The sequence below is a fragment of the Acidovorax sp. genome (assembly GCF_046294525.1).
GTDB lineage: Bacteria > Pseudomonadota > Gammaproteobacteria > Burkholderiales > Burkholderiaceae_C > Acidovorax.
This window is the reverse complement of sequence record NZ_JBKBKQ010000011.1, coordinates 25325-48616: the sequence shown is the minus strand read 5'-3', so window position 1 is coordinate 48616 and position 23292 is coordinate 25325. Positions and strand designations below refer to the sequence as shown.

The 23292-nt window shown below is 67.9% G+C and carries 19 protein-coding genes and 1 riboswitch; of the genes, 7 read left to right on the top strand and 12 right to left on the bottom strand.

The features are described from left to right. Window positions 1–61 precede the first annotated feature (61 nt). Together ftsA and ftsZ are read left to right on the top strand one after the other, a co-directional pair. Window positions 62–1291, top strand: coding sequence for a cell division protein FtsA (gene ftsA, locus ACK4HJ_RS12060; RefSeq protein ID WP_409831639.1), 1230 nt, complete (start codon window positions 62–64; stop codon window positions 1289–1291). A gap of 154 nt (window positions 1292–1445) precedes the next feature. After that, window positions 1446–2687 carry a cell division protein FtsZ gene (gene ftsZ / locus ACK4HJ_RS12055; RefSeq protein WP_409831636.1) on the top strand — a complete coding sequence of 414 codons (1242 nt, stop codon included), beginning with the start codon at window positions 1446–1448 and terminating at the stop codon, window positions 2685–2687. Between the two features lie 277 nt (window positions 2688–2964). On the opposite strand, the gene ACK4HJ_RS12050 is transcribed toward ftsZ, so the two are convergent. Then, window positions 2965–4770 carry a methyl-accepting chemotaxis protein gene (locus ACK4HJ_RS12050; RefSeq protein ID WP_409831634.1) on the bottom strand — a complete coding sequence of 602 codons (1806 nt, stop codon included), beginning with the start codon at window positions 4768–4770 and terminating at the stop codon, window positions 2965–2967. A gap of 148 nt (window positions 4771–4918) precedes the next feature. Here ACK4HJ_RS12050 and lpxC point away from each other — a divergent pair, with 148 nt between their 5' ends. The 4 genes from lpxC (at window position 4919) to ACK4HJ_RS12030 (ending at window position 10122) form a co-directional block, all read left to right on the top strand. Then, on the top strand, window positions 4919–5842 hold the full coding sequence (gene lpxC, locus ACK4HJ_RS12045) for a UDP-3-O-acyl-N-acetylglucosamine deacetylase (protein ID WP_409831631.1): 924 nt from the start codon (window positions 4919–4921) through the stop codon (window positions 5840–5842). Window positions 5843–5880: 38 nt separating this feature from the next. Continuing rightward, a complete protein-coding gene (locus tag ACK4HJ_RS12040) occupies window positions 5881–6057 on the top strand; it encodes a hypothetical protein (RefSeq protein WP_409831628.1) in 177 nt (58 codons plus the stop codon). Window positions 6058–6102: 45 nt separating this feature from the next. Beyond that, a riboswitch (TPP riboswitch) is annotated at window positions 6103–6234 on the top strand. 104 nt (window positions 6235–6338) lie between these two features. After that, window positions 6339–8225 (top strand): phosphomethylpyrimidine synthase ThiC, encoded by a 1887-nt coding sequence (thiC, locus tag ACK4HJ_RS12035; RefSeq protein WP_409831626.1) that lies wholly within the window; start codon window positions 6339–6341, stop codon window positions 8223–8225. A 223-nt stretch (window positions 8226–8448) separates the two neighbouring features. Continuing rightward, the gene (locus ACK4HJ_RS12030) at window positions 8449–10122 is read left to right on the top strand and encodes a methyl-accepting chemotaxis protein (protein ID WP_409831624.1); all 1674 of its coding nucleotides are present in this window, start codon (window positions 8449–8451) and stop codon (window positions 10120–10122) included. 24 nt (window positions 10123–10146) lie between these two features. On the opposite strand, the gene ACK4HJ_RS12025 is transcribed toward ACK4HJ_RS12030, so the two are convergent. The 11 genes from ACK4HJ_RS12025 to gspG form a co-directional block, all read right to left on the bottom strand. Beyond that, entirely contained in the window at window positions 10147–12420 is a 2274-nt protein-coding gene (locus ACK4HJ_RS12025) for a hypothetical protein (RefSeq protein WP_409831621.1), read from the bottom strand. 419 nt (window positions 12421–12839) lie between these two features. Next, window positions 12840–14228 (bottom strand): GspE/PulE family protein, encoded by a 1389-nt coding sequence (locus ACK4HJ_RS12020; RefSeq protein ID WP_409831618.1) that lies wholly within the window; start codon window positions 14226–14228, stop codon window positions 12840–12842. Window positions 14229–14242: 14 nt separating this feature from the next. Beyond that, window positions 14243–16681, bottom strand: coding sequence for a type II secretion system secretin GspD (gene gspD, locus ACK4HJ_RS12015; protein WP_409831616.1), 2439 nt, complete (start codon window positions 16679–16681; stop codon window positions 14243–14245). Between the two features lie 4 nt (window positions 16682–16685). Further along, a complete protein-coding gene (gene gspN, locus ACK4HJ_RS12010; RefSeq protein WP_409831614.1) occupies window positions 16686–17510 on the bottom strand; it encodes a type II secretion system protein N in 825 nt (274 codons plus the stop codon). 63 nt (window positions 17511–17573) lie between these two features. Further along, the gene (gene gspM, locus ACK4HJ_RS12005; RefSeq protein ID WP_409831611.1) at window positions 17574–18146 is read right to left on the bottom strand and encodes a type II secretion system protein GspM; all 573 of its coding nucleotides are present in this window, start codon (window positions 18144–18146) and stop codon (window positions 17574–17576) included. Further along, entirely contained in the window at window positions 18143–19435 is a 1293-nt protein-coding gene (gene gspL / locus ACK4HJ_RS12000; protein WP_409831610.1) for a type II secretion system protein GspL, read from the bottom strand. The genes gspM and gspL overlap by 4 nt, the downstream gene beginning before the upstream one ends. Before the next feature lie 115 nt (window positions 19436–19550). Continuing rightward, window positions 19551–20594, bottom strand: coding sequence for a type II secretion system minor pseudopilin GspK (gene gspK / locus ACK4HJ_RS11995; protein WP_409831609.1), 1044 nt, complete (start codon window positions 20592–20594; stop codon window positions 19551–19553). After that, window positions 20591–21253, bottom strand: coding sequence for a type II secretion system protein J (locus tag ACK4HJ_RS11990; RefSeq protein WP_409831606.1), 663 nt, complete (start codon window positions 21251–21253; stop codon window positions 20591–20593). The genes gspK and ACK4HJ_RS11990 overlap by 4 nt, the downstream gene beginning before the upstream one ends. Beyond that, entirely contained in the window at window positions 21253–21651 is a 399-nt protein-coding gene (gspI, locus tag ACK4HJ_RS11985; RefSeq protein WP_409831605.1) for a type II secretion system minor pseudopilin GspI, read from the bottom strand. Before gspI ends, ACK4HJ_RS11990 begins: the two co-directional genes overlap by 1 nt. After that, window positions 21648–22079: a prepilin-type N-terminal cleavage/methylation domain-containing protein gene (locus tag ACK4HJ_RS11980; RefSeq protein WP_409831602.1), complete on the bottom strand. Its 432-nt coding sequence runs from the start codon at window positions 22077–22079 to the stop codon at window positions 21648–21650. The genes gspI and ACK4HJ_RS11980 overlap by 4 nt, the downstream gene beginning before the upstream one ends. 226 nt (window positions 22080–22305) lie before the next feature. Beyond that, window positions 22306–22770, bottom strand: a complete 465-nt coding sequence (gspG, locus tag ACK4HJ_RS11975; protein WP_409831600.1) for a type II secretion system major pseudopilin GspG — start codon at window positions 22768–22770, stop codon at window positions 22306–22308. Window positions 22771–22821: 51 nt separating this feature from the next. Between gspG and ACK4HJ_RS11970 the strand changes: the two genes are divergently transcribed. Next, window positions 22822–23277, top strand: a complete 456-nt coding sequence (locus tag ACK4HJ_RS11970; protein WP_409831597.1) for a type II secretion system protein N — start codon at window positions 22822–22824, stop codon at window positions 23275–23277. The last annotated feature ends 15 nt before the right edge of the window (window positions 23278–23292 follow it).

Below are 23292 nucleotides of genomic sequence, written 5' to 3'. Positions count from 1 at the left end.
AAGCAAGTGCGGAACGGGTGGGATGGCCGGCAGGACAGAACAGAAAAGGGCAGAGGCTGATATGGCAAGAGAGTACAAAGACGTGGTGGTGGGGCTGGACATCGGCACGGCCAAGGTCATGGCCGTGGTGGCCGAAGTGCTGCCCGGCGGCGAGCTGAAACTGGCCGGCCTGGGCGTGGCACCCAGCAACGGCCTCAAGCGCGGCGTGGTGGTCAACATCGACGCCACGGTGCAAAGCATCCAGCAGGCGCTGAAAGAAGCCGAGCTGATGGCCGACTGCAAGATCCAGCGCGTGTACACCGGCATCACCGGCAGCCACATCCGCGGCCTCAACTCCAGCGGCATGGTGGCGGTGAAGGACAAGGAAGTCACGTCCGCCGACGTGGCGCGCGTGGTGGAGACCGCCAAGGCCATCAACATCAGCAGCGACCAGCGCCTGTTGCTGGTGGAGCCGCAAGAGTTTGTTATCGACGGGCAGGATGTGAAGGAACCCATCGGCATGAGCGGCATCCGCCTCGAAGCCAAGATCCACATCGTGACCGGGGCGCAAAGCGCGGCCGAGAACATCATCAAGTGCGTGCGCCGCTGCGGCCTGGAGGTGGAGCAGCTCATGCTGAACCCGCTGGCCAGCAGCCAGGCCGTGCTGACCGACGACGAGCGCGAGCTGGGCGTGGTGGTGGTGGACATTGGCGCGGGCACGACCGACGTGGCCATCTTCACCGGCGGTGCGATCCGCCACACGGCGGTGATCCCGATCGCGGGCGACCTCATCACCAGCGACATCGCCATGGCGCTGCGCACTCCCACCAAGGACGCCGAGGACATCAAGGTCGAAAGCGGCTACGCCAAGCAACTGCTGGCCGACCCCGAGGCGCAGGTGGAAGTGCCCGGCCTGGGCGACCGCAGCCCGCGCATGCTGAGCAAGCAGGCGCTGGCCGGAGTGATCGAGCCGCGGGTGGAAGAAATTTTCTCGCTGGTTCAGCAGGTGGTGCGCGAGTCGGGCTACGAAGAGGTGCTGTCGTCGGGCATTGTGCTCACAGGCGGCAGCTCGGTCATGCCCGGGATGATCGAGTTGGGCGAGGACATCTTCCTCAAGCCCGTGCGCCGCGGCATTCCCAAGTATTCCAGCGCTTTGTCTGACATGGTGGCCCAGCCCCGTGCTGCTACTGTCATGGGTTTGCTCGAAGAGGCGCGCATGGCGCGGCTGCGCGGCTTCAAGGTGGCCCAGAAAAGTGGCTCCATGAAGACGGCGTTCGGCCGCTTCAAGGACTTCATCGTGGGGAACTTCTGACCATGAAATTCCCCCTGTGGCTTGCACGCGGAAGCCCCCACCAGGCGCCGCGAGAGCGATGGCGATGCACCGGGCCGCCGCGCTGTCGAACGACTGAATTTCCCATTTTTCCTATTTGGCAATTGCATACGAATCTAGAACCAGGAGCTCCAACATGACCATCGAAATGATCGAAGCCGAAGAATTCAACCAGGGCACCCAGATCAAGGTGATCGGTGTGGGCGGTGGCGGCAGCAATGCCGTCGAGCACATGATTGCCCGCAGCGTGCAGGGCGTGGAATTTGTCTGCGCCAACACCGATGCGCAGGCCCTGACCCGCAGCTCGGCCCACCGCGTCATCCAGCTGGGTGGCAGCGGCCTGGGTGCCGGCAGCAAGCCCGACAAGGGCCGCGACGCCGCGGAAGCAGCTGTCGAAGACATCCGCAGCGCCATCACCGGCGCGCACATGCTGTTCATCACTGCCGGCATGGGCGGCGGCACGGGCACGGGCGCTGCGCCCGTGATTGCCCGCGTGGCCAAGGAGATGGGCATTCTGACGGTGGGCGTGGTGACCAAGCCCTTCGACTGGGAAGGCGGCCGACGCATGCAGAACGCCGACAACGGCCTGGCCGAGCTGGAGGCCAACGTCGATTCACTGATCGTGGTGCTGAACGAAAAGCTGCTCGAGGTGCTGGGCGACGACATCACGCAGGATGAAGCCTTTGCGCACGCCAACGATGTGCTGAAGAACGCCGTGGGCGGCATTGCCGAAATCATCAATGAGTACGGCCATGTGAACGTCGACTTTGAAGACGTGCGCACCGTGATGGGCGAGCCCGGCAAGGCCATGATGGGCACGGCCACTGCCAGCGGCCCGGACCGCGCCCGCATCGCCGCCGAGCAGGCGGTGGCCTGCCCGCTGCTGGAAGGCATCGACCTGTCGGGCGCCAAGGGCGTGCTGGTGCTGGTCACGGCCGCCAAGGGCAGCCTCAAGCTGTCCGAGTCGCGCCTGGCGATGAGCACCATCAACGCCTACGCTTCGCCCGACGCACACGTCATCTACGGCGCCGCCTATGACGACAGCCTGGGCGACGAGATCCGCGTCACGGTGGTGGCCACGGGCCTGTCGCGCCCCAATGCACGCCGTCAGCCCATCTCGGTGGTGCAGGGCGGCCTGCGCACCGGCACGGACAACATGGCCTACCAGGTGCCTGTGATGGGCGCCGGCACCCTGGGTGCTGCGGTGGGCGTGCAGGGCGGCCACGCCGGTGGCTCGCAAGCCGATTACGGCAGCATGTCGGTGCCCAGCGTGTGGCGCACCAACCGCACCCAGGCCGCAGCCCGCGTGGATGCGCTGTCGTCGGGCGGCATGGACGACCTGGAGATCCCCGCGTTCCTACGCAAGCAGGCGGACTGATCGATGGGTCTGTGGATTGCTTGGCTGGGCGGTGCGACGGGACCACAATGCCCCGGTTGCTCCTGAAAAGTGAGCTGGTAGCGCTTGAAGGCAATGGGATTGAGTTGAATTTTGAACTCAACCCCTTATTCGAAAAGCGCTAGCAGCTACTGATTTAGTAGCGTTCACGCCATCGCCACCGCGCTCCACAAAAAAAGCCCCGACCGTAAGGCCGGGGCTTTTTCTTTGCTGGCTCTGCCGTCTTTCGCGTATCCGCGCGGCCCGGCAACCGCGCCGTTCAGAAGCTTTCCCAGTCGTCGTTGTCGCCGGCCTGCCCAGCCTTGGGCGCCGGGGGCTGCGGTGCGCTGGCACGGGGCGGCAGGGCCGTGGGGGCCTTCAACGGGGCTTTGGCGGCGGCGGCCGGCGCCTTGGAGGCCAGGGCCGGCTTGCGCGCAGGGGCTGCGGCCGGGCGCGCCGCAGCAGGTGCGGGTGTGGGGCGGCGAACTGCCGGTGCTGGTTCATGCGCTGCCGCAGCGGTGCTGCCGTTCACGCGGAACAGTGCCACCACCTGCGTCAGCCGCAGCGCCTGCTCGCGCAGGCTGTCGGCTGCGGCAGTGGACTGCTCCACCAGCGCCGAGTTTTGCTGCGTCATCTGGTCCAGCTGGTTCATGGCGGTGTTCACCTGCGCAATGCCCTGGCTTTGCTCCGACGTGGCCGAGCGGATCTCGCCGATGATGTCCGTCACGCGCTGCACGCTGTCCACGATCTCGGTCATCGTGGCGCCCGCGTCGCCCACCAGCGTTGTGCCGGACTCGACCTTTTCCACCGAGGCGCCGATCAGCGTCTTGATCTCTTTGGCGGCCTCGGCGCTGCGCTGGGCCAGACTGCGCACTTCGCTGGCCACCACCGCAAAGCCCCGTCCTTGTTCACCGGCGCGCGCCGCCTCCACGGCAGCATTCAACGCCAGGATGTTGGTCTGGAACGCGATGCCATCAATCACGCCGATGATGTCGCTGATCTTGTTGCTGCTGGCGTTGATGTCCTGCATGGTGGCCACCACACGCGACACCACCTCGCCGCCGCGCGCGGCCACGCTGGCGGCAGAGGTGGCCATCTGGTTGGCCGTCTGCGCCGAGTCGGAGGTCTGCTTCACCGTGCTGGTCAGCTCCTCCATGCTGCTGGCCGTGCTTTGCAGGTTGCTGGCCGTGTCTTCGGTGCGGTGGGCCAAATCGTTGTTGCCCTGCGCGATCTCGCTGGAGGCCGTGGCGATGCTGTCGGACGCCGTGCGCACTTCTGTCACCAGCTTGCGCAGCGACGCCACCATGTGCGCCAGGCCGTCCAGCATGGAGCCGGGCGGTGATGGCGGGATGGGGGTGTCGAGGTTGCCCTGGGCCACCTCTGACATGATGCCGATGGCCTCAGCGGGCTCACCCCCGATCTGCCGCAACACCGAGCGCGAAACGATCAGGCCGATGGCGCCTACGGCCACGAAAACGACCAATATGATGCCCATGCCAGAGAGAAGCGTTCGACGAACGATGGCATCGATGTCGTCCGTGTACAGCCCCGAGCCCACCATCCAGTTCCAGCCATCCACGCGAATCACGTACTGAAGCTTTGGCACCAGCTCCTGCTGCCCCGGGCGCGCAAACATGGTGGGGACGAACACTCGACCGTTGGCGCTGGCCCGCAGAGCGTCCGATATTTGCTTGAGGATGTCGGTGCCAGAGCCGTCCTTGACTTTGCCCGCCATGTCCTGGCCTTCCCATTCAGGCTTGATGGGATGCATCACGCCTTTGGCATCCAGAGTCCAGATGTAGAAATACTCGGTTTTTCCATCAGGCCCGCCGAAGCGGGAGATGCGCAGCGCTTCCTTGGCGGATTTTTGCGCGTCTTCGACGGTCATGGCGCCACTGGCCGCCTTCGCCTGGTACCCGGTCACGATGCTGTGGGCTGACTGCACTGCGGTGGTCAATAGCTCTTGCCGCGACTCGATGATGAGCCGCCGCTCGTGCAGCATTGATGCGACGGCCATGACCAGCAGCGCGGCAAGTGCGGTGCCGATCATGATGAGGATCTTCATCTTGAAGCTGAGCTTGCCCATGGGAGTCTCCTGTGAAACATTTTTGTGCGGCCGAGCAGGGTCGGTCTCAGCCATTGTGCTGCGGAGTACCTGGGCCGCGCAGTAGGTGAAAACGTGGCGTGGTGCCCTCTTTGCCCGTGGGGCAAGGCGCCAGAAACTAGAATGCGCCATGCTTGCGCAACGCACCCTCAAGACTCTGACCCGCGCCGTGGGCGTCGGGCTGCACAGCGGCCAGCGGGTTGAGTTGACGCTGCGGCCCGCACAGCCTGACACAGGTATCGTGTTCCGCCGTGTCGACCTGCCCCAGCCCGTGGACATTCCTATCCGCGCCGAGGCCGTTACCGACACGCGCCTGGCCTCCACCATCGCCGTGGGCACGGCCAAGGTGCACACGGTGGAGCACCTGATGTCGGCATGCGCGGGGCTGGGCATCGACAACCTGTACGTGGACATCACGGCCGAAGAGGTGCCCATTCTGGACGGTTCGTCCGCCTCGTTCGTGTTCCTGCTGCAAAGTGCGGGCATCGAGCTGCAGAAGGCTCCCAAGCGCTTTATCCGCGTCACCCGCCCGGTGGAAGTGCGCGAAGGCGAGGGCGTCCGCACCAAATGGGCACGTCTGGTCCCGTACCACGGCTACAAGCTCAGCTTCGAGATCGACTTCGACCACCCGGCCGTGGATTCGACCGGCCAGCGCGTTGAGTTCGACCTCGGCCAGGGTAATTACAGCCGCGACATCGCCCGCGCCCGCACCTTCGGCTTCACGCGCGACGTAGAGATGATGCGCTCCAGCGGCCTGGCGCTGGGCGGTGGCCTGGACAACGCCATCGTGATGGACGACTACAAGGTCCTCAACAGCGACGGACTGCGCTACGACGACGAGTTCGTGAAGCACAAGATCCTGGATGCCATGGGCGACCTGTACCTCATCGGCAAGCCGCTTTTGGCCGCCTACAGCGCCTTCCGCTCGGGCCATGCGATGAACAATCTGCTGCTGCGCGAGCTGCTGGCGCAGCGCGATGCCTGGGAGGTCGTCACATTCGAGGACGAGCGCCAGGCACCCACGGGCTTTGCACAGCCAGCGCGGGCCTGGTAGCCGCTCCGCCATCCACGCCGCTTGTTGGCCCGTTCACCATGCTCATCGTCCGCTGGCTTGCGCTGTTCCTGCTGATCGCCGCCGCCGTGTGCTTTGGTTTCTACGTGGGCACCGGGCAGGTGTTCTACAAGCGGCTGGGGCTGGTGATCGTGAAATGGACGGTCATTGCCGCGGCCGTCTTTTTTGTGGTGGTTTTCTTCGAGCGGCTGCTGTGACGGCCGCAGCCCGCAGCGGCGCCCGGCCAGCGCTGGCCTATACTCGCGCCTGCTCCGGGGTGCACGTAGAGGCTCATTGACTGGGTTTTCTGGGCGTGCTGAGACGGCGGACCCAACCGCCGGAACCGCGAACTTGATCTGGTTAGTACCAGCGTAAGAAGAGCTGCAGCCACTGGCGCACCCGCGTCCCTGCCAATCACCGCGTGATCTGCAGGAGCGGGTCCGCGCACAGGGCCGATGGCGGAGCACTTTTCCATCCCACCGACAGGAGAGTGCCCACCATGAACGCCCCCGACAAGTTCGCCCACCTGCTTGCGCTTACGCGCGAACCCTTCCCAGCCTCCACCAAGAGCTACATCGCCGGCAGCCGCGCCGACCTGCGCGTGCCGGTGCGCGACATTGCGCTGACCAACGGCGAGGTGGTGAGCGTGTACGACACTTCCGGCCCCTACACCGACCCCACCGCCACGATCGACGTACGCAAGGGCTTGGCCAGCGTGCGCGGCGCGTGGATTGCCGAGCGCGCCGATACCGAAAGCTATGAGGGCCGCGTGCGCAAGGCGCTGGACGACGGCCAGAAGGTCGAGGACGGTGACCGCCTGGCTCAGTTGCGCGCCGAGGCCGCCGCACTGCAGCGCCGGCCGCTGCGCGCCAAAAGGACGAATGGTGTCGGCGCCAACGTGACCCAGATGCACTACGCCAAGAAGGGAATCATTACGCCCGAGATGGAGTATGTGGCCCTGCGCGAGAACGGCAAGCGCGAGTGGATGACGCAGTACCAGCAGGACGCGACGCGCGAGCAGCGCCTGATGGGCAACCCGATGGGCGCGAGCATCCCGAAGATCATCACGCCCGAGTTCGTGCGCGACGAGGTGGCCCGGGGCCGCGCCATCATCCCCGCCAACATCAACCACCCCGAGGTGGAGCCCATGGCCATCGGGCGCAACTTCAAGGTCAAGATCAACGCCAACATCGGCAACTCGGCCGTCACGTCCAGCATCGAGGAAGAAGTGGAAAAGCTGGTGTGGGCGATCCGCTGGGGCGCGGACAACGTGATGGACCTGTCCACAGGCAAGGCCATCCACACCACGCGCGACTGGATCGTGCGCAACTCGCCCGTGCCCATCGGCACGGTGCCCATCTACCAGGCGCTGGAGAAGGTGGGCGGCATTGCCGAAGACCTGACTTGGGAGATCTTCCGCGACACGCTGATCGAGCAGGCCGAGCAGGGCGTGGACTACTTCACCATCCATGCGGGCGTGCGCCTGGCTTACATCCACCTCACGGCGCAGCGGCGCACGGGCATCGTCTCGCGCGGCGGCTCCATCATGGCCAAGTGGTGCATGGCGCACCACCGCGAGAGCTTCCTCTACGAGCACTTCGAGGACATTTGCGACATCATGAAGGCGTACGACGTGTCGTTCAGCCTGGGCGATGGCCTGCGCCCCGGCTGCGCATCGGACGCCAATGACGAAGCGCAATTTGCCGAGCTGCACACGCTGGGCGAGCTGACCCAGGTGGCCTGGAAGCACGACGTGCAGACCATGATCGAAGGCCCCGGCCACGTGCCCATGCACATGATCCAGGCCAACATGACCGAGCAGCTCAAGACCTGCCACGAAGCGCCGTTCTACACGCTGGGGCCGCTGACCATCGACATCGCGCCCGGCTACGACCACATCGCCAGCGCCATCGGCGCGGCCATGATCGGCTGGATGGGCACGGCCATGCTCTGCTACGTGACGCCCAAGGAACACCTGGGCCTGCCCGACCGCGACGACGTGAAGCAGGGAATCATCGCGTACAAAATCGCTGCCCACGCAGCCGACGTGGCCAAGGGACACCCCGGCGCCCGCGCGCGGGACGATGCGCTCAGCCAGGCGCGCTTCGACTTCCGCTGGCAGGACCAATTCAACCTGGGCCTGGACCCCGACACGGCCAAGGAATATCACGATGAGACCCTGCCCAAGGACTCGGCCAAGGTGGCGCATTTCTGCTCCATGTGCGGGCCCAAGTTCTGCTCGATGAAGATCACGCAGGAAGTGCGCGACTTTGCCGCGCAGAAGGGCCTGACCGAGGCGGCCGCGCTGGCCCAGGGCATGGAGACCAAGGCGGAGGAATTCCAGCGCCAAGGAGGGCAGCTGTACGTTCCGCTGCACCGCGTATAGCGAATTTTGTAACAGACGCTTACGGCTGTCGGCCCGGCCGCATAAGCCACGCTACTGGCCCCGAGGATTCCCTGTACCGGCCTCCGGGGCGGTGCTTTCCCTGTGAAGGGGCGGGCTTCGCCCGGCCTATAGTCGCGCCCACGCCCGGTCCAGAAGAACGGGTGGTGGCGTGGCACTAAATTTGCTAAGCTGGGTTGTCTGTTAAAAAATGTAAGGAAGAGCCATGAATGCTCTCGGCCGCTTCTCCATCCGCACGCGTCTGTATTTCGGAACCGTCTTTTCGCTCATCCTTCTCATCGTGATTGGCGCCATGGGCTATGTGGCGCTGGACCGCACCCGGGGTACGTTGCAGGTACTGTTTTCGCAGCGGGTTCAGACGCTTACAGACATGTCTGACCTGCGCACCACTTTGGGCGACCTGCGGCGGACCGAAAAAGACATCATCATCAACTTCAACAACTCGGTAGAAGTGTCCAACCTGCGCGAGTCGTGGGCCAAGACCCTGGCCGCGCTGCGCAAGAGCCTGGCCGACGTGCGGCAGGTGCAGTCAGGCGATGCGGAGTTTGTGGCGTCCATCGACAAGTCGCTGGACGAGATCAAGCAGTACGAGACCGGCATCTCGCCCATCTTCGAAAAAATTGAAGGCGCGCAGCTGGACGGTGCGGGCGGTGGCGCGTATGCCGACCGCCTCAAGGTGCACATGGAGGCCACCGACAAGCTGTTCTCCACCCTGGCCAGCACGGCCCGCGCGCAAATGGACGAAGCGCGCGCAGGCGTGGAGTCGCGCACTTCCACCATGTCGGCGTTCATCGGCTTTGGCCTGCTGCTGGCACTGGCGGTGCTGATTCCGCTCACGTTCTTCAGCGTGCGGTCCATCACCCGGTCGCTGGGCCAGGCGCAGGAGCTGGCCGACCGCATTGCCAGTGGTGACCTGTCGCGCGATGTGGCGCCCATGAACCAGGACGAAGTGGGCCAACTGGTGACTGCCATGGGACGCATGCAGGAGTCGCTGCGCGGCCTCGTGCGGCAAGTGCAGGACGCGGCGGGCAACATCTCCACCGCCAGCAGCGAGATCGCCAGCGGCAACCACGACCTGAGCCACCGCACCGAGCAGACGGCGGCCAACCTGGAAGAAACCGCTTCGTCGATGGAGCTGTTGACCAGCACGGTGCAGCAAAGCGCCCAGTCGTCGCGCCAGGCCAGCGACTTCGCCTCGTCGGCCGCCGAAGTGGCGGCACGCGGCGGTGCGGTGGTGTCGCAGGTGGTGACCACCATGGACCAGATCACCACCAGTTCGCGCAAGATTGCCGACATCACCGGCGTGATCGACTCCATCGCCTTCCAGACCAACATCCTGGCGCTGAACGCGGCTGTGGAAGCCGCCCGCGCGGGCGAGCAGGGGCGCGGCTTTGCCGTGGTGGCCAGCGAGGTGCGCAACCTGGCGCAGCGCAGCGCCGAGGCCGCCAAAGAGATCAAGGGCCTGATCGGTTCGTCGGTCGAGCGCGTGGAAGACGGCTCGCGCTTGGTCAGCCAGGCGGGCGAAACCATGACCGAGATCGTGTCCAGCGTGCGCCGCGTGTCCGACATCATTGGCGAAATCACGGCCTCATCGGCCGAGCAGAGCGACAACATCGGCCAGATCAGCCAGTCCGTGAGCCAGCTCGACCAGATGACGCAGCAGAACGCCGCGCTGGTGGAGCAGTCCACGGCCGCGTCGGAGTCACTGCGCGAGCAGGCGCTGCAGCTGACCAGTGCGGTCAGCCAGTTCAAGCTGCAGGAAGGCGCTGGCGGCGGCATGCCCGCACCCGCGCCTGCTTACGCCAGGGCAGTACCGGCCCCAACGCCGCGCGCGGGCGCCACTGCGGGCACAGGCCAGGCACCTCTGCGCATTCGGTAACGGGCGAGGACGGCGGCTGACGGGTTAACGAGGCCCCGGTGCTGCCTCCGGCGCCGAAGCACCCGCAGCCGGCGCTGGTGCCGGTGCTGGTGCTGGTGCTGGTGCTGGCACTGATACCAGAGGTGGCCCGTCCGTTGAGGCAGCGCCCCACCAACGCCAGGTGCTGTAAGCCGCTGCTGCCAGCACCAACACCCCGAGCAGCCACCACAGCGGCGCGTGTGATTCGGCAAACGGGTCCTTCAGCGAGCGCCGTGCGTGCGGCGGCACGCGCGCGGTCTGCGACAGCGATCCGCCCAGCCGCGTGTTCACACGCATGCGCCCGTTGATGGCCCAGCCGCTGGCGTCCAGCAGCGGGCCCAGGCTGCGCTGGCGCAGCTTGAGCCAGGCAATCATCATGCTGGGCCCCGAGATGGCCAGCACGATGCCGATGAGCGCGAGTGGAATCCACACGCCCAGGTCCACAAACTTTCCGAAGATGCCCACCAGCACCGTGCTGATGCTGCCCAGCGCCACGCCAATGGCGGCCACGGTGCCAACGTCGGTCCGGTGCGGCGCGGCGGTGGCGGTGGCAATGGCATCGGTCGTGGTGCCGGCCGTCTTGGCCGTGGTGTTGGCCAGCAGGTTGGCGCTGTTGTCCAGCGACTTTTGCGCGCGCGCTTCGCTGGCGGCGGCGCGCTTGGCCACCTGCTCTTCCACCAGCCGCACAAACTTCTTGTACGGCGCCAGAAACGCCTGGCCGATGCTGGTGGGGTTTTCGATGATGCGGGTGATGGTGGCGTCCCAGTCCTGGCCCTTGCGGTCGTAGAACACGCCATTGCGTCCCACGAACAGAAAGTCCACATCGCCCGCCGTGAAGGCCGCGACGATGCCCAGGGTCTGGCCCTTGCGCGTGCAGGTGCAGTAGGCCAGGTACGTCTTGGCAAGGCCCGCCAGCTTGGCGTGCTGGGCGGCGTCGTCCACGCGCACCGTCAGGTCGCAGCTGCGCGCATCCAGATACAGCGTGCCAGCCTGGAAAATTGCGCCCTGGCGCTGGTAGAAGGCCGAGAACGACACGAAGTTGTTCAGCAGCACCAGCAGGTCGCGCTTGAAGCGCAGAAGCTTTTCCAGGTCGCGCGTGTGCTCGTTGTGGGCCTGCTCGGCCTCGTCCTGGTCGATGAGCGCCATCACGCGCGCCTGGGCGTCGCTGGTCTGCAGCGCCTGCAGCACGTCTTCATCCAGCGCGTCGAGCGAGGTGGCCGGCCGGTCGGCCAGCCACTGCTGGCAAGGGGCCAGCGCCTGGCGGATGCGGCGCCACTGGTCCAGCGTCAACGCCTGCGCCTGCGGCTCGCCCAGCAGCGGCGCGACGGTGTGGTCGCGGAATGCGCGCAGCGCCTTGGCCCAGGCCGGGTTCACGCCCTCCAGCAAGGGCAGCACGCCGTGCGGCGTGATGGGCGCGAGCGGCAGCGTGGTGATGGCGCTCGCGCGCAGGTCCAGCAGCTGGCCGGCCATGGCGCTGTACTTCTCCTGCGAGGGGTTCAGCGCGGTGGCTGCACGCGCGTCGAAAGCCGCCAGGCGGCAGCGCGCAAAAAAGTCTTCCACCTTCTCGGCCACTGCATTCATGGCCTGCGTGGCGCGCAAGGTTTGGTCGCCCAGCGCGAGCCCCGTGGTGGCGCCGCGCGCGCGGGCGGCCCATGCGTGCAGCTTGTCCAGATCGGCAAAAAAAGCGTTGGCCCGTGCACGGTCGATGCCCGGCCGCGCCGGGTCGCCCACCGGCGGCGTGCCGCCCTGCGTCAGCAGGATGTGACCAATCGTCTCGCGCGCCAGCGTGTCGTCCTGCGCGGTGTCGGCGGTGATGATGCCGTCGCCATTGAACCGCATGGCGCTGAGCTGGTCGCTGCGCGCCAGCACGTCGGCCAGGGTGATGGTGGTGGCGCTGTCGGGCTGCCCGGCCATGGCCAGGATGCGCCGCGCAGCCTGGGCCAGCGCGGCGCCGGCCTCGGTCTGGTCGTTGATGGCGGCGATCTGCAGGGCCTCGCCGGGCTGGGCCAGTTCTTCGGGGTCGCGCACACGCTCGCAGGCCCATGCGCAGGCGGCCAGCAGTTCGGGCGGCCGAATGCGGCCGTCGCCGTCGGTGTCGATCAGGTCCAGCGTGCGCGGGTCAAATTCGATGCCGCGCGTGGGGCAGGCCAACGCCACCCACAACTTCTGGTCCAGCTCGGGCAGGCGCGCAATGTCTTCGCCGGTGCGGATGATGACCTGGTCCACGCCCCCGGCGCGGAAGAACTGCCAAGGATGGGGCGTGGAGCGCAGGGTTTGCATGGGGCGGGTGGGAGTTGGCGGCGGTTGGGGCTAGCAGAGAAAGCACGCAGCGCAGGCATTGAGCGTTGCGGCGTTTTCTTCGCGCCCATTCTTCGACGCCAGCCTTTGCGCGCCCAGCGGCCAGGCGCTGCATGCACTGTCGGACGAGGCTGACAGAACCGTGTGGATTGAATAGGTTTGAAGCAAAAATAGCTGCTAGCGCTTATGGAATAAGCGCTAGCAGCTATCGATTCGGGAGCAAATCGTTTTCGCGGGGCTCAGAGGCTGAGAGGGAATTGGGCGTGCCCGAAAGGGCACCCCAAAGCGCCGCCAGCAAGGCGCAAAGCACAGCCGTAGCTCGGGCTACGGCGCGCATTTGCAACGCCGCTGGCGGTGGTTTGGGGTGTCAAGGCGGGCATGACCGATTTCCTCTCAGCCTCTTAGTCGCGCGTCACGCGCAGCACCTCTTCGCGGCTGGTGATGCCGGCCGCGATCAGCCGCTCGCCGTCTTCGCGCATCAGCGCCATTCCATCGGCGCGCGCCGCATCGCGGATGTCGGCCTCGGCGGCCTGGTTGTGGATCTGCGCGCGGATTGCATCGGTGGTAACCAGCAACTCGAACACGCCCGTGCGCCCGGTGTAGCCGGTCTGGCCGCAGTGCTCGCAACCCGCGCCGTGGCAGTGGCTGCAGTACTTGCGCACCAGCCGCTGCGCCAGCACACCCAGCAGCGACGACGACAGCAGGAAGGGCTCCACGCCCATGTCCGTCAGCCGGGTCACCGCGCTGGCCGCGTCGTTGGTGTGCAGCGTGGCCAGCACCAGGTGGCCGGTGAGGGAGGCCTGGATGGCGATCTGCGCGGTCTCGAAGTCGCGGATTTCGCCGATCATGATGATGTCCGGGTCCTGCCGCAGGATGGCGCGCAGCGCCTTGGCAAAGGTCAGCTCGATCTTGCTGTTGACCTGGGTCTGACCCACGCCCGGCAGCTCGTATTCGATGGGATCTTCCACCGTCATGATGTTGTTGCGCGTAGCATCCAGCCGGCCCAGCGCCGCATACAGCGTCGTCGTCTTGCCCGAGCCCGTGGGGCCGGTCACCAGGATGATGCCGTGCGGTTGGGTGATGAGGCCCTCGAAGCGCTCCAGCGTCTCGCCCTGCATGCCCACGGCTTCCAGGCTCAATTTGCTCTCGCTCTTGTCCAACAGGCGCAGCACCGCGCGCTCGCCGTGGGCACTGGGCAGGGTGGACACGCGCACGTCGATGGCTCGGGTGCCCAGGCGCAGGCTGATGCGGCCGTCCTGAGGCAGGCGCTTTTCGGAGATGTCGAGGTCCGCCATGATCTTCAGCCGCGAGATCAGGGCCGCGTGCAGCGCGCGGTTGGGCTGCACCACTTCGCGCAGCGTGCCGTCCACGCGAAAGCGCACGCTGGAGTGCCGCTCGTAGGGCTCGATATGGATGTCGCTGGCGCCATCGCGCGCGGCCTGCGTGAGCAGGGCGTTGAGCATGCGGATGATGGGCGCATCGCCAGCCGACTCCAGCAGGTCTTCCACGGCCGGCAGCTCCTGCATCATGCGCGAGAGGTCGGCGTCGCTTTCGACCTCGCTCACCACCGTGGCGGCGCTGGATTCGCTGTGCGAATAGGCGGCGCTGATGCGCTGGGCCAGGGCAGGCGGGTCGAGCGGTAGCAGCTGCTGCACGGCATGCTTGCGCAGCACTTCGGACAGCGCGCCCGCGTCGGGGCTCGGTCCGTGCCACAGCACCAGCTGGTGGCCGTCGTCCTCCAGCAGCAGCTGGGCGGTGCGGGCAAAGGCGTAGGGCAGGGGGTGGCGCATGGTGGGCACGGTCCTCAGCGCGGCCGGCCTGTGGCGTGTGGCGCGGACGCGAGCATCGAGGCTCCCATGCCATCGGCCGGCGCGCTGCTGAGCGGAACCACACCGGGGGGCGTAGTTTGCGGTTGGGGCGCGGGCACTGGCGGCACGGGCGTGGTCACGGCGGGCAGAACGCCGGGTTGTGTTTGTGGCGGCAATGGCTGTTGCTGCAACAGCGGTTGCTGCACCGGTACGGGCTCAGTGCGCACCGGCAGGGCAGGCAGCACCGGTGCGCCCGAGACGGAATTCATCATCAGGCTTGGAGCTGGTTGCGTGGTCTGCTGCAGCGCGCGGATGGCCTCGTAGCGGTCCAGCATCAGCGCTTCGCTGGTGGCGTTGTCGCGCACCACTACGGGTCGCAGAAAGACCATGAGGTTGGTCTTGTTGCGTGTGCGGTTTTCGCTGCGGAAGAGCGCGCCCACCACCGGCAGGTCGCCCATCACGGGCACTTTGTCCTGGCCCTGCGAGTAGCTGTCCTCCAGCAGGCCGCCGATCACGATGATGCTGCCGTCGTCCACCACCACGTTCGACTCGATGGAGCGCTTGCTGGTGGTGGGGCCATTGGCGTTGCCCAGCGTGGCGGTGTTGATCTTGGAGATTTCCTGGTAGATCGACATCTTTACCGTGCCGTTTTCGCTGATCTGCGGGCGCACCTTGAGCATCAGGCCCACGTCTTTGCGCTCCACCGTGTTGAAGGGGTTGATGGTGCCGCTGCTGCCGGTGTTGGCATACGAGCCGGTGACGAAAGGCACGTTGTCGCCGATGAGGATCTTGGCCTCTTCGTTGTCCAGCGTCATCAGGTTGGGGGTGGAGAGCACGTTGGCGTCGCCGCTGTTTTGCAGGAAGTTGGCCAGCGCGCCCAGGTAGTACTGGCCGTTGATGCGCGGGGCCAGTGCCAGGTTCATGCCATTGCCCAGTCCGCTGCTGCCGGCCAGAGATGCGTAGTTGCCCGTTGCCAGCGCCGCCGTCGCGCTGAGGATGTTCATACCGGCCTGACCGGAGTTGGTGCCGATCACGCCGATGGTGCCGTCGCCCTGCTTGCCCAGCAGGCCCTGCCACTGGATGCCGAACTCTGCGAGCTTGGTGGCCGAGACCTCGACGATGAGGCTTTCGACCAGGACCTGCGCGCGGCGGCCGTCCAGCTTGTCGATCACGGCGCGCAGCTGGCGGTACAGCGGCTCGGGCGCGGTGATGATGAGCGAGTTGGTGGTGGGATCGGCCTGGATCTGCCCGCCCGTGGAGGGCTGGTTGCTGTTGGTGCTGCTGGTGCCCATGCCCATGCCGCTGCCCAGGCCCATGTTGCCACCAGTGCTGTTACCGCCCAGGCCGCTGGACGAGAGGCCGTTGCCACCGCTCAGGCCCGAGCCCGACGGAGAGGCGCCCGTGCCGCCCACACTGGCGCCCGCACCACCACCATTGCCATTGCCCATGGCCGCCATGGCGGCGCGCAGGGTGGTGGCCAGCTTGGTGGCGTCGGCGTTTTTCAGGTAGACCACATGGATGTTGCCGTTGGCCGCGCTGCTGCCAGGCACGGGCGGCTGGTCCAGCTGGTCCACCAGCGCGCGCACCTGGGCCACGCGGGCACGGTTGGCGGCGCGCAGGATGAGCGAGTTGCTGCGCGGCTCGGCAATCAGCGTGGTCTTGAACGAGGTGTCGGACTGGCCGGGCGTGGCGGCCGGCGCGCCGGCTGCAGCCGTGCCGCCGCCGTCGATGAGGCGGGCCACCAGCGGGGCGAGGTCGGTGGCGATGGCATTGCGCAGCGGGATCACTTCGACGTCGCTGGCGTTGGACACATCCATGGCCGCCACGATGCGCGCCAGGCGCTGCAGGTTGTCGGCATAGTCGGTGATCACCAGCGAGTTGTTGCCGGGGTTCACGTTGATGGTGTTGTTGGGGCTGATCAGCGGGCGCAGCACCGGCACCAGGTTGGCCGCACTCTCGAAGTTGAGCTTGAAGATCTGCGTGACGATCTGCCCGCCCGCGGGCGCGTTGCCGCTGCTTCCCTGCACCACGCTCACGCTGCCGCCCTGCAGCTTGGCGTCGGCCTCGGGCACCACCTTGTACAGCCCGGCGGATTCCACCACCGTGAAGCCCTGCAGCCGCAGCGCGGCCAGGAACTGCTGGAAGGCGGCGGCGGGGGTGACGGCGCGCTCGGTCACCAGGTTGAGCTGGCCCTTCACGCGCGGGTCCACCACCACGTTGCGGCCGGTGATGGTGGCCATGGTGCGGGCCACGGCTTCGATCTCGGCGTTGGCAAAGTTCAGCGTGACGGGTTCGCTCTGGCGCACGCTGCCCACGCCGGTGCGGGTGTCAATAGAAGTTTGGGCATGAATTTGGCTGCTAGCGCTTGCCAGTAAAGCGCTGGCAGCTATTGTTTTGAGAGTAAATCGCAGGTGTGACGAAAGCAAGGAGGTCATAGATTCAACCCACGGTGATGATGGAGCGCGCGCCGCTGCGCCGTCCGATGATGTTCAGAAGATTGGACAGCGCGGCTTCGCGCTCGGGGCTGGCGCTGGCCTCGCCTGCAAAGCGCAGGCGCTGGCCCACCCATTGGCCGGTGCCGCTGAGCTGCAGGTGCCCGTCCAGCGTGCTGAGCGTGAGGGTGGGCACCTCGCCTCCCTGCAGTATCAGCCGGTAGCTGCCCATGGGCCGCAGCGTGGACAGGCGCGACGACATGGCCCGCGCGTCCATTTGCATTTGGCCCGCCAGCACAAGGCGGCCTTGCGCCCAGCGCGCCTCCAGGCCCAGGGTCTGCAGCGCAAGCTGGCCCTGGGGCTGGAGCGTGTTCCACGGTGTGCCCAGGCCGCTGAGCAGGGCCGCCGGCCACTGGCTCTGCCCGTCGGCCACCGACACGCGCACGCCGCCCAGGCCCGCCACCACGCGCGCGTGCAATGGGGCCGGCGTGCAGCAGTCGGCCTGGACCTGGGCCTGCACGCCGCCCCAGGTGGGGCGCAGCCGCCAGTCCAACCGCCCGGGCAGGGCCGCGCGGTCCTGGCTGGCGGCGCCGCCGGTCAACACCAGCTGGGCCGAGCCCGTCCACACCGTACCCCGCGCCTGCTGCAGCAGCACCTGCCCGCCCGTGGCCGTGGCCACGGCCTCGGTCAGCCAGTGCGCTGGGGCAAACACCACGATGGCCGGCAGCACGCCCGCCACGGCGCCCAGCCACGCCCAGCCCCAGGCCGCGCGCGGCACAGGCGCAGCAGCCGATGGCCGTGAAGGAGGGCGGTTGCGGGTGTTGAGGGCCACGGGTGCGTTGAATGAAAGACGAAATGGACTGAGTGGATGAATGGCGAAAACGGTGCGTCCGGGTCAGCGGGCGGCAGGCAGGGCCAGCACCACGGTGCCGTCCCAGCGGGGCAAGGGCGCACCGCCGTTGCCCAGGGTGACAGGGGCGGGCGCGTTGGACGCAGCTGCAGGGGCACTGCGCGCCAGGCGCGCCTCCACCGGTGTGGCGCGTGCGTTGCTGCGGGCCTGGGCCAGCCACTGCGCCAGCGCATCGGCGGGCGCGCCCTTCAGCGTGACGGTGGCGCGGTCGCCCACTACATTGAGCTGGGCCGTGTTGCCCAGGCGCTGGGTGAGGGCGGTGCGCAGCGCGCCCACCGTGTCGCCCGGTGTGGTGCGCGGTGCGGCCTGCAACTGCTGGGCTTCGGCCTGCAGGCTGTGCATGCGCTGCAGCTGGGTGTCGAGTGCGGCATGGCGGGCTGGCGCGGCGCGCAGTGTGGCCAGAGCCGGGGCCAGGGCCACCCACCACAGCAGGGCCAGGGCCACCAAGCCACCAGCGGCCAGCACCAGGTTCTGTTCGCGTGGCGCCAGGGCCTGCCAGCGGGCCTGCAGCGGCGCGGTTGGGCGTGTTGCGGGGGGGCGGGCTTGCGGAGTGCTCATGGGTTTCCTTCTGCGCGCAGCAGCAGGCTGCCGTCGTCCATGCGTGCGCGGTAGCCGGCGGCCTGCAGGCGGACCGCGATGGCGGCTTCGTCATCGGGCGACAGCGTCACGCCGCGCAGGCGCAGTTCACCGGGCGTGTATTCCAGCGCGGTGGGCAACTGGCCTTCGGGCAGCGCGGCGCCGGCAGCGGCCAGCAGCGGCTCCAGGTCGCGGGCCGACACGCTGCCTGCTGCCTGCCGCAGCAGGGCCAGCTCGCGTTCCATCTGCACAGGCGCGTCCACCACCACCTGCACCTGCGGAAAGGTCTGTGTGAGCGTGCTGCGCACGCCCGCCTGCTTGGCGGCCAGGGCCTTGCGCTCGGTCCACGCCAGCGCATTGAGCCCCACCAGATGCGCCACCACCAGCACCCCCGCGCCCCAGCGCGCAGCGCGCCATTGCGGGGCATACAGGGCGGAGCTCAGGGCGCTGCCCGCCTTGCGCAGCGCACGGGTGCGGCCGGTGCTGGCCAAGTCGAACTGGGCCAGGTCCCAGTCGCTGCGGGCGGCGTCCAGCGCGCGCTGGCTGCTGGTATACAGCGTCATGCGCTGGCCTTGATGACCCAGTGTGCGTTCGGCCAGCGCCGCCACGGCGGGTTCGGCGCGCACGGGCAGGGTGGATTCATCGGCCGCATCGGCAGCGCCCGCAAGGGCTGTGGCGGGGGCAGCTGCACGGGCCAGCGTCAGCGCCATGGGGGTGAGGGGCAGCACGGCCACGCCCAAGTCGGGGCCCTGGCCGGTCAGCACCACATAGGCTTCTTCGGGCGTGCCCAGGGCACACAGCTCGGGCCCGCCGCTGGTGGTGGGGCCGGGCGCAAACTCAGGCACCACGCGCGACACGCGGCGGCCAGCGGCCTCCAGCGCCTGGAGGTGCTCGCGCAGCCAGGCGCGGTCGCACACGGCCACCCACAGCGGCGCACCGGCCTGGGCATCGGGCTGCAGGGCAAAGTGCAGCTGGGTGGCGTCGTCCAGCACGCGGTCTTCCAGCAGGCCTTCCAGCACCGAACGCAGGCGCGGCGTTTGCTGGCCGGGGCCCAGCGGCAGGCCGGGCGGCAGCTGCACGCGCTGCCACGACAGCAAACGCGCGGGCACCACGGCCACCACCTCGCCGCCGGGGCGGGTGGGTTCGGGCAGCAGGGCTGCCGCAGCGGTGGCGTGGCGAAGGGCCGTGTGGCCATCCGCAGTCAGCGTGTAGCTGTACTCGGTGGCGGGCCCGGGGCGGGCCGTCGGCAGATGAAGAATCAGGGTGCTCATGGACGGGTTTTGCGGGCCATTTTAGGGGGCTGTCTTGACACTGCCGGGCGGGGGAGATGCCGGGGCCTCGAAGGCCGCACCCAAGGCGGTCCGATGGAGGGCGGTGATGGGGCCGTCATCGCAGGGGCTGGGCGGCAGCCAGGGGGCTGTCGCGGTCGAAAGCGCCGCGTTCGCGCCACAGGGTTGTCACGTCCGTTCCCTGCCTGCGCACCAGCGACCGCTCGTCCACCATGGTCTCGCCCAGGCGCAGCCGGCCGCGCACTTCAAAGTACGAGGTGCCAATGGCGAAGCTGCTGGTGTCCGAGACTTTCACCGCATTGCCCAGCAATTCGCTGACTTCGCTCAAAGAACGAAAGTGCTTGGCCTCGCGGGCCTGCACCATCTTCTGGGCGCTGGCCCGGTCCAGCCCTTCGATGGCTGCCATCAGTAGGTCGATACTGGCGGTATTGAGGTTGAGGGGCGTGCGCACCGGCAGCAGGGTCACATACGGCGCCAGCACCGCCACCGTGGAAGGCGAAAGCCCCAGCCAGCCAAGCTGGCCGACGGTGGGGGGCATCAGCGGCGCGTTGCTGTTGTCGCCGCCACCCGGGGCCGACTGGGCCTGGCGCATCGCTTCCACCAGCGCGGCCAACTGCTGGGACGGCAGCCCCAGTTGTGCAAACAAGCGGGTGAACTGACCGAGTGCCACCGTCTGCACCTGCCCGCCCTCTACCAGGTTGGTGATGTTGAGCCGTGCCTGCATGTCGGTGATCTGCCCGGAGAGAAACGCCTCGGTGGTGTCGGTGCTGGCATCGTCCACTTGCGACACATTCCCCTCAGCCGCCAGAAAGGTGGACAGGCGCGCTTCCTCCAGCGGCACGGCCCAGGGCTCGGCCAAGTGGTCGCCGCCGCCGGTGCGACCGTCCTCGCTCAGGATGAGGCGCGACCAGTCCAGTGCCCCGATCAATATCCAGGCGGACTGCACCTGCCCGCGCTCGGCGGTTTCCACCTCCACCGCGCGCCACTGCTGCCACATGGCCGAAGCCGCAAACGTGGCGACCAGGGTCACCGTCAGCATTGCCGCCAGCAGCGCTGCGCCGACCTGGCGTGCCCGCTGTGCCGGGGAACGCGCCGTGCGATTGAAAGGCGCTGCCGACGTGCGAAGGAAGCGAGAGTTCATGACCGTCTCCCGCCCAGGATGGGGTTGACCCAGTCGCGGGTCAGCACCCCCGTCAGCGCCTGGCCGGGGGGAAGGTTGATCTGCAGTCGGACCCCGTCCGGAATGGCGGCCGAGGGGTCGGCGCCGGTACTGGACAGCGGGTTGGACCATGCGCCGCCGCGGTAGTAGAAGAGCTGCCAGCTGTCCAGCGGCATCAGCGTGACCTCGTAGCGGCGTTCGGCGTCGCCGGGTGTGCGGGCCCACTGCGCGGCCTGCTGCCAGGCCTGCTGCCAGGCGCCGCGCGTGCGCACGGGGGGCGACTGCCAGCGTAGCCACTGGCCCACACCCTGCGCGTTGTTGCGCCGCGTCCAGGCCACCACCACTGGGCCTTCGTCAGGCACAGCGCTGCTGCGCCGCGTGAGGCGCAGCACCTGGCCGTCCCAGTCCAGCGGCGTGGTGTTGGCAATGGGCATGAGGGCATCCAGGTCGGTCGCCCACTGGCCCAGCGCCGCCTGCAGCACCAGCATCTCGTCGGCGCGCTGGCGCGTCTGTTCCTGTGCGCGCACCATGCCGTCCAGCCCGCGCCAGCTGAGGATGGCGATGAGCGCCATCACGCCGATGGCGACCAGCAATTCGATGAGCGTGAACCCGCGCGGCGGGCGGACAGAGCTGCTGCGCATTACAGCTCGCGCCCGATGATGGTGGACACGCGCAGGATGGAGTTGTCTCCATCCAGCACCTGCGCATCCATGCGCCGAAAGCGCGGGTTGGGCGTGGGCCGCACGATCACCGCCACCGTGAGTGCGCGCCCCGCCTGTTCGCACGTCACTGTGCTGTCGCCCACACTGGGCATCTGGCGCGACAGCCGGGCCTTCACCAGCTCGTTCTCGGCGCACAGCTGTGCCAGCACGATGTCGCTTTGCCGCAGCGCGTTGCGGGTGAGGGCCGTAGTGGCCTGCAGCCCCGCCATCAGTGCAATGGCCACAATGGCCAGCGCCACCAGCACCTCCACCAGCGTGAAGCCGCCCTGGGGGACCGGGCGCCCCCGGGCAGCCCGCGCAGGAGCTCCGGGTGTCACTGCGCAGACTCCACAGAAAACGGCCGCACGCCGTCGGTCACTACGCGCAGGCTGCGGTCGGGGTAGGCCTGGTGGGTGATCAGCACCTGCTGGGGGCCGATCAGCGGCTCGGGCCCCAGCACCAGCACGGCCTGCCCCCGCACGGTGGTGCCTGCGTCCAGCCACTGGGTCGGCAGCGCGGCCTGTGCACTGGGCGGCAGCCCTTCAAACCGAAAGCCCTGCGGCACGGCGCGCCAGCGCACCGGAATGCCCCCGGCACGCGACTGTGCCCGCGCCGACTCCAGCAGCGCTGCCAGCCGTGCGGCCTCGCGCTCCAGCTGCGTCTGCCCGCCATCGCGCAGCGCCAGGCCCACACCAGCCGTGGCCAGGGCCATGATGCTGATGACGATCAGCAGCTCAAGGAGAGTGAAGCCGCGCAGGCGGTTCATGGACTTGAGCGATTGGAATTTGCGACGGTCGCGGCGTATCCACTGGGCGTGCGGCCGCAGCGCCGGGCCGCCCCAAGCAAGGCCCGGCCCCCTTGGGGGGCAGGGAGCGACAGGCAGTGCGCGACCGTGGGGGCCAACGGTTTCGCCGCCGGGCCGCCCCAAGGCGAAACGCGGCCCCCTTGGGGGGCAGGGAGCGACACGCAGTGCGCGACCGTGGGGGCCATATTCACTGCCAGCTGCCGATATCGGCGTCCTTGCCTTCGCCGCCGGACTGCCCATCGGCGCCAAACGACATCACGTCGATCTCGCCCTTGATGCCGGGGTTGAGGTACTGGTACGGACGGCCCCAGGGGTCGTTGGGCAGCTTTTCGAGGTACAGCTTCCAATTGTTGGGAATGGGGCCGGCGGTGGGCTTGACGATAAGTGCCTGCAGGCCCTGTTCGGCTGTAGGGTAGCGCTGGTTGTCCAGGCGGTACAGCTTGAGCGCCTGCATGATGTTGGTGATGTCGGTGCGGGCGGCGGTGCTGCGCGCGTCGTCGGCGCGGTCCAGCACATTGGGCACGATGAGCGCGGCCAGCACCCCGATGATGACCAGCACCACCATCAGTTCGATGAGGGTGAAGCCGCGGGCAACGTGCTGTGCCAGGCGGCGGGGGGCGAATCGCGCGAGGAGGGGAAAGGTGGTGTTCACTGCAGGCGGTCTCACGGGTGGTCGAAGGATCGCGTGAATCATAATCCCCGCATGGTGACCAATTCACACAGCAAATGGGGCGTGCGCCTGGGGACTCTGGCCCTGTGGGCCGCAGCGGGCGCCAGCGTGGTGTACTGGGGCATGCGCCTGTCGGCCCCGGCCGGAGGGGTGGCTGTGCCGGTGGCCCTGCCGCCCCCCGCGGCACCGGACGCTCAGGCGCTGGCGCGGCTGCTGGGCGGCCTGCCGCCAGTGCCCGGCGCCGCACCTGCTGCGCCGGTGGCGTCGCTTTCCAGCCGGTTTCAGCTGATCGGGGTGCTGTCGGGACGCCAAAGCGGTGGTGGCGCCGCCCTCATCGCGGTGGATGGTCAGCCGGCCAAGCCGTTCCGGCTGGGGGCCGAGGTGGACCAGGGCCTGGTGCTGCAGGCGCTGAGCCCGCGCCAGGTGCAGTTGGGGGGCAGCCTGCAGGGCCCCTCCACGCTGACGCTGGACATGCCGCTCAAGAACTGACCCGTCTAACTGTCT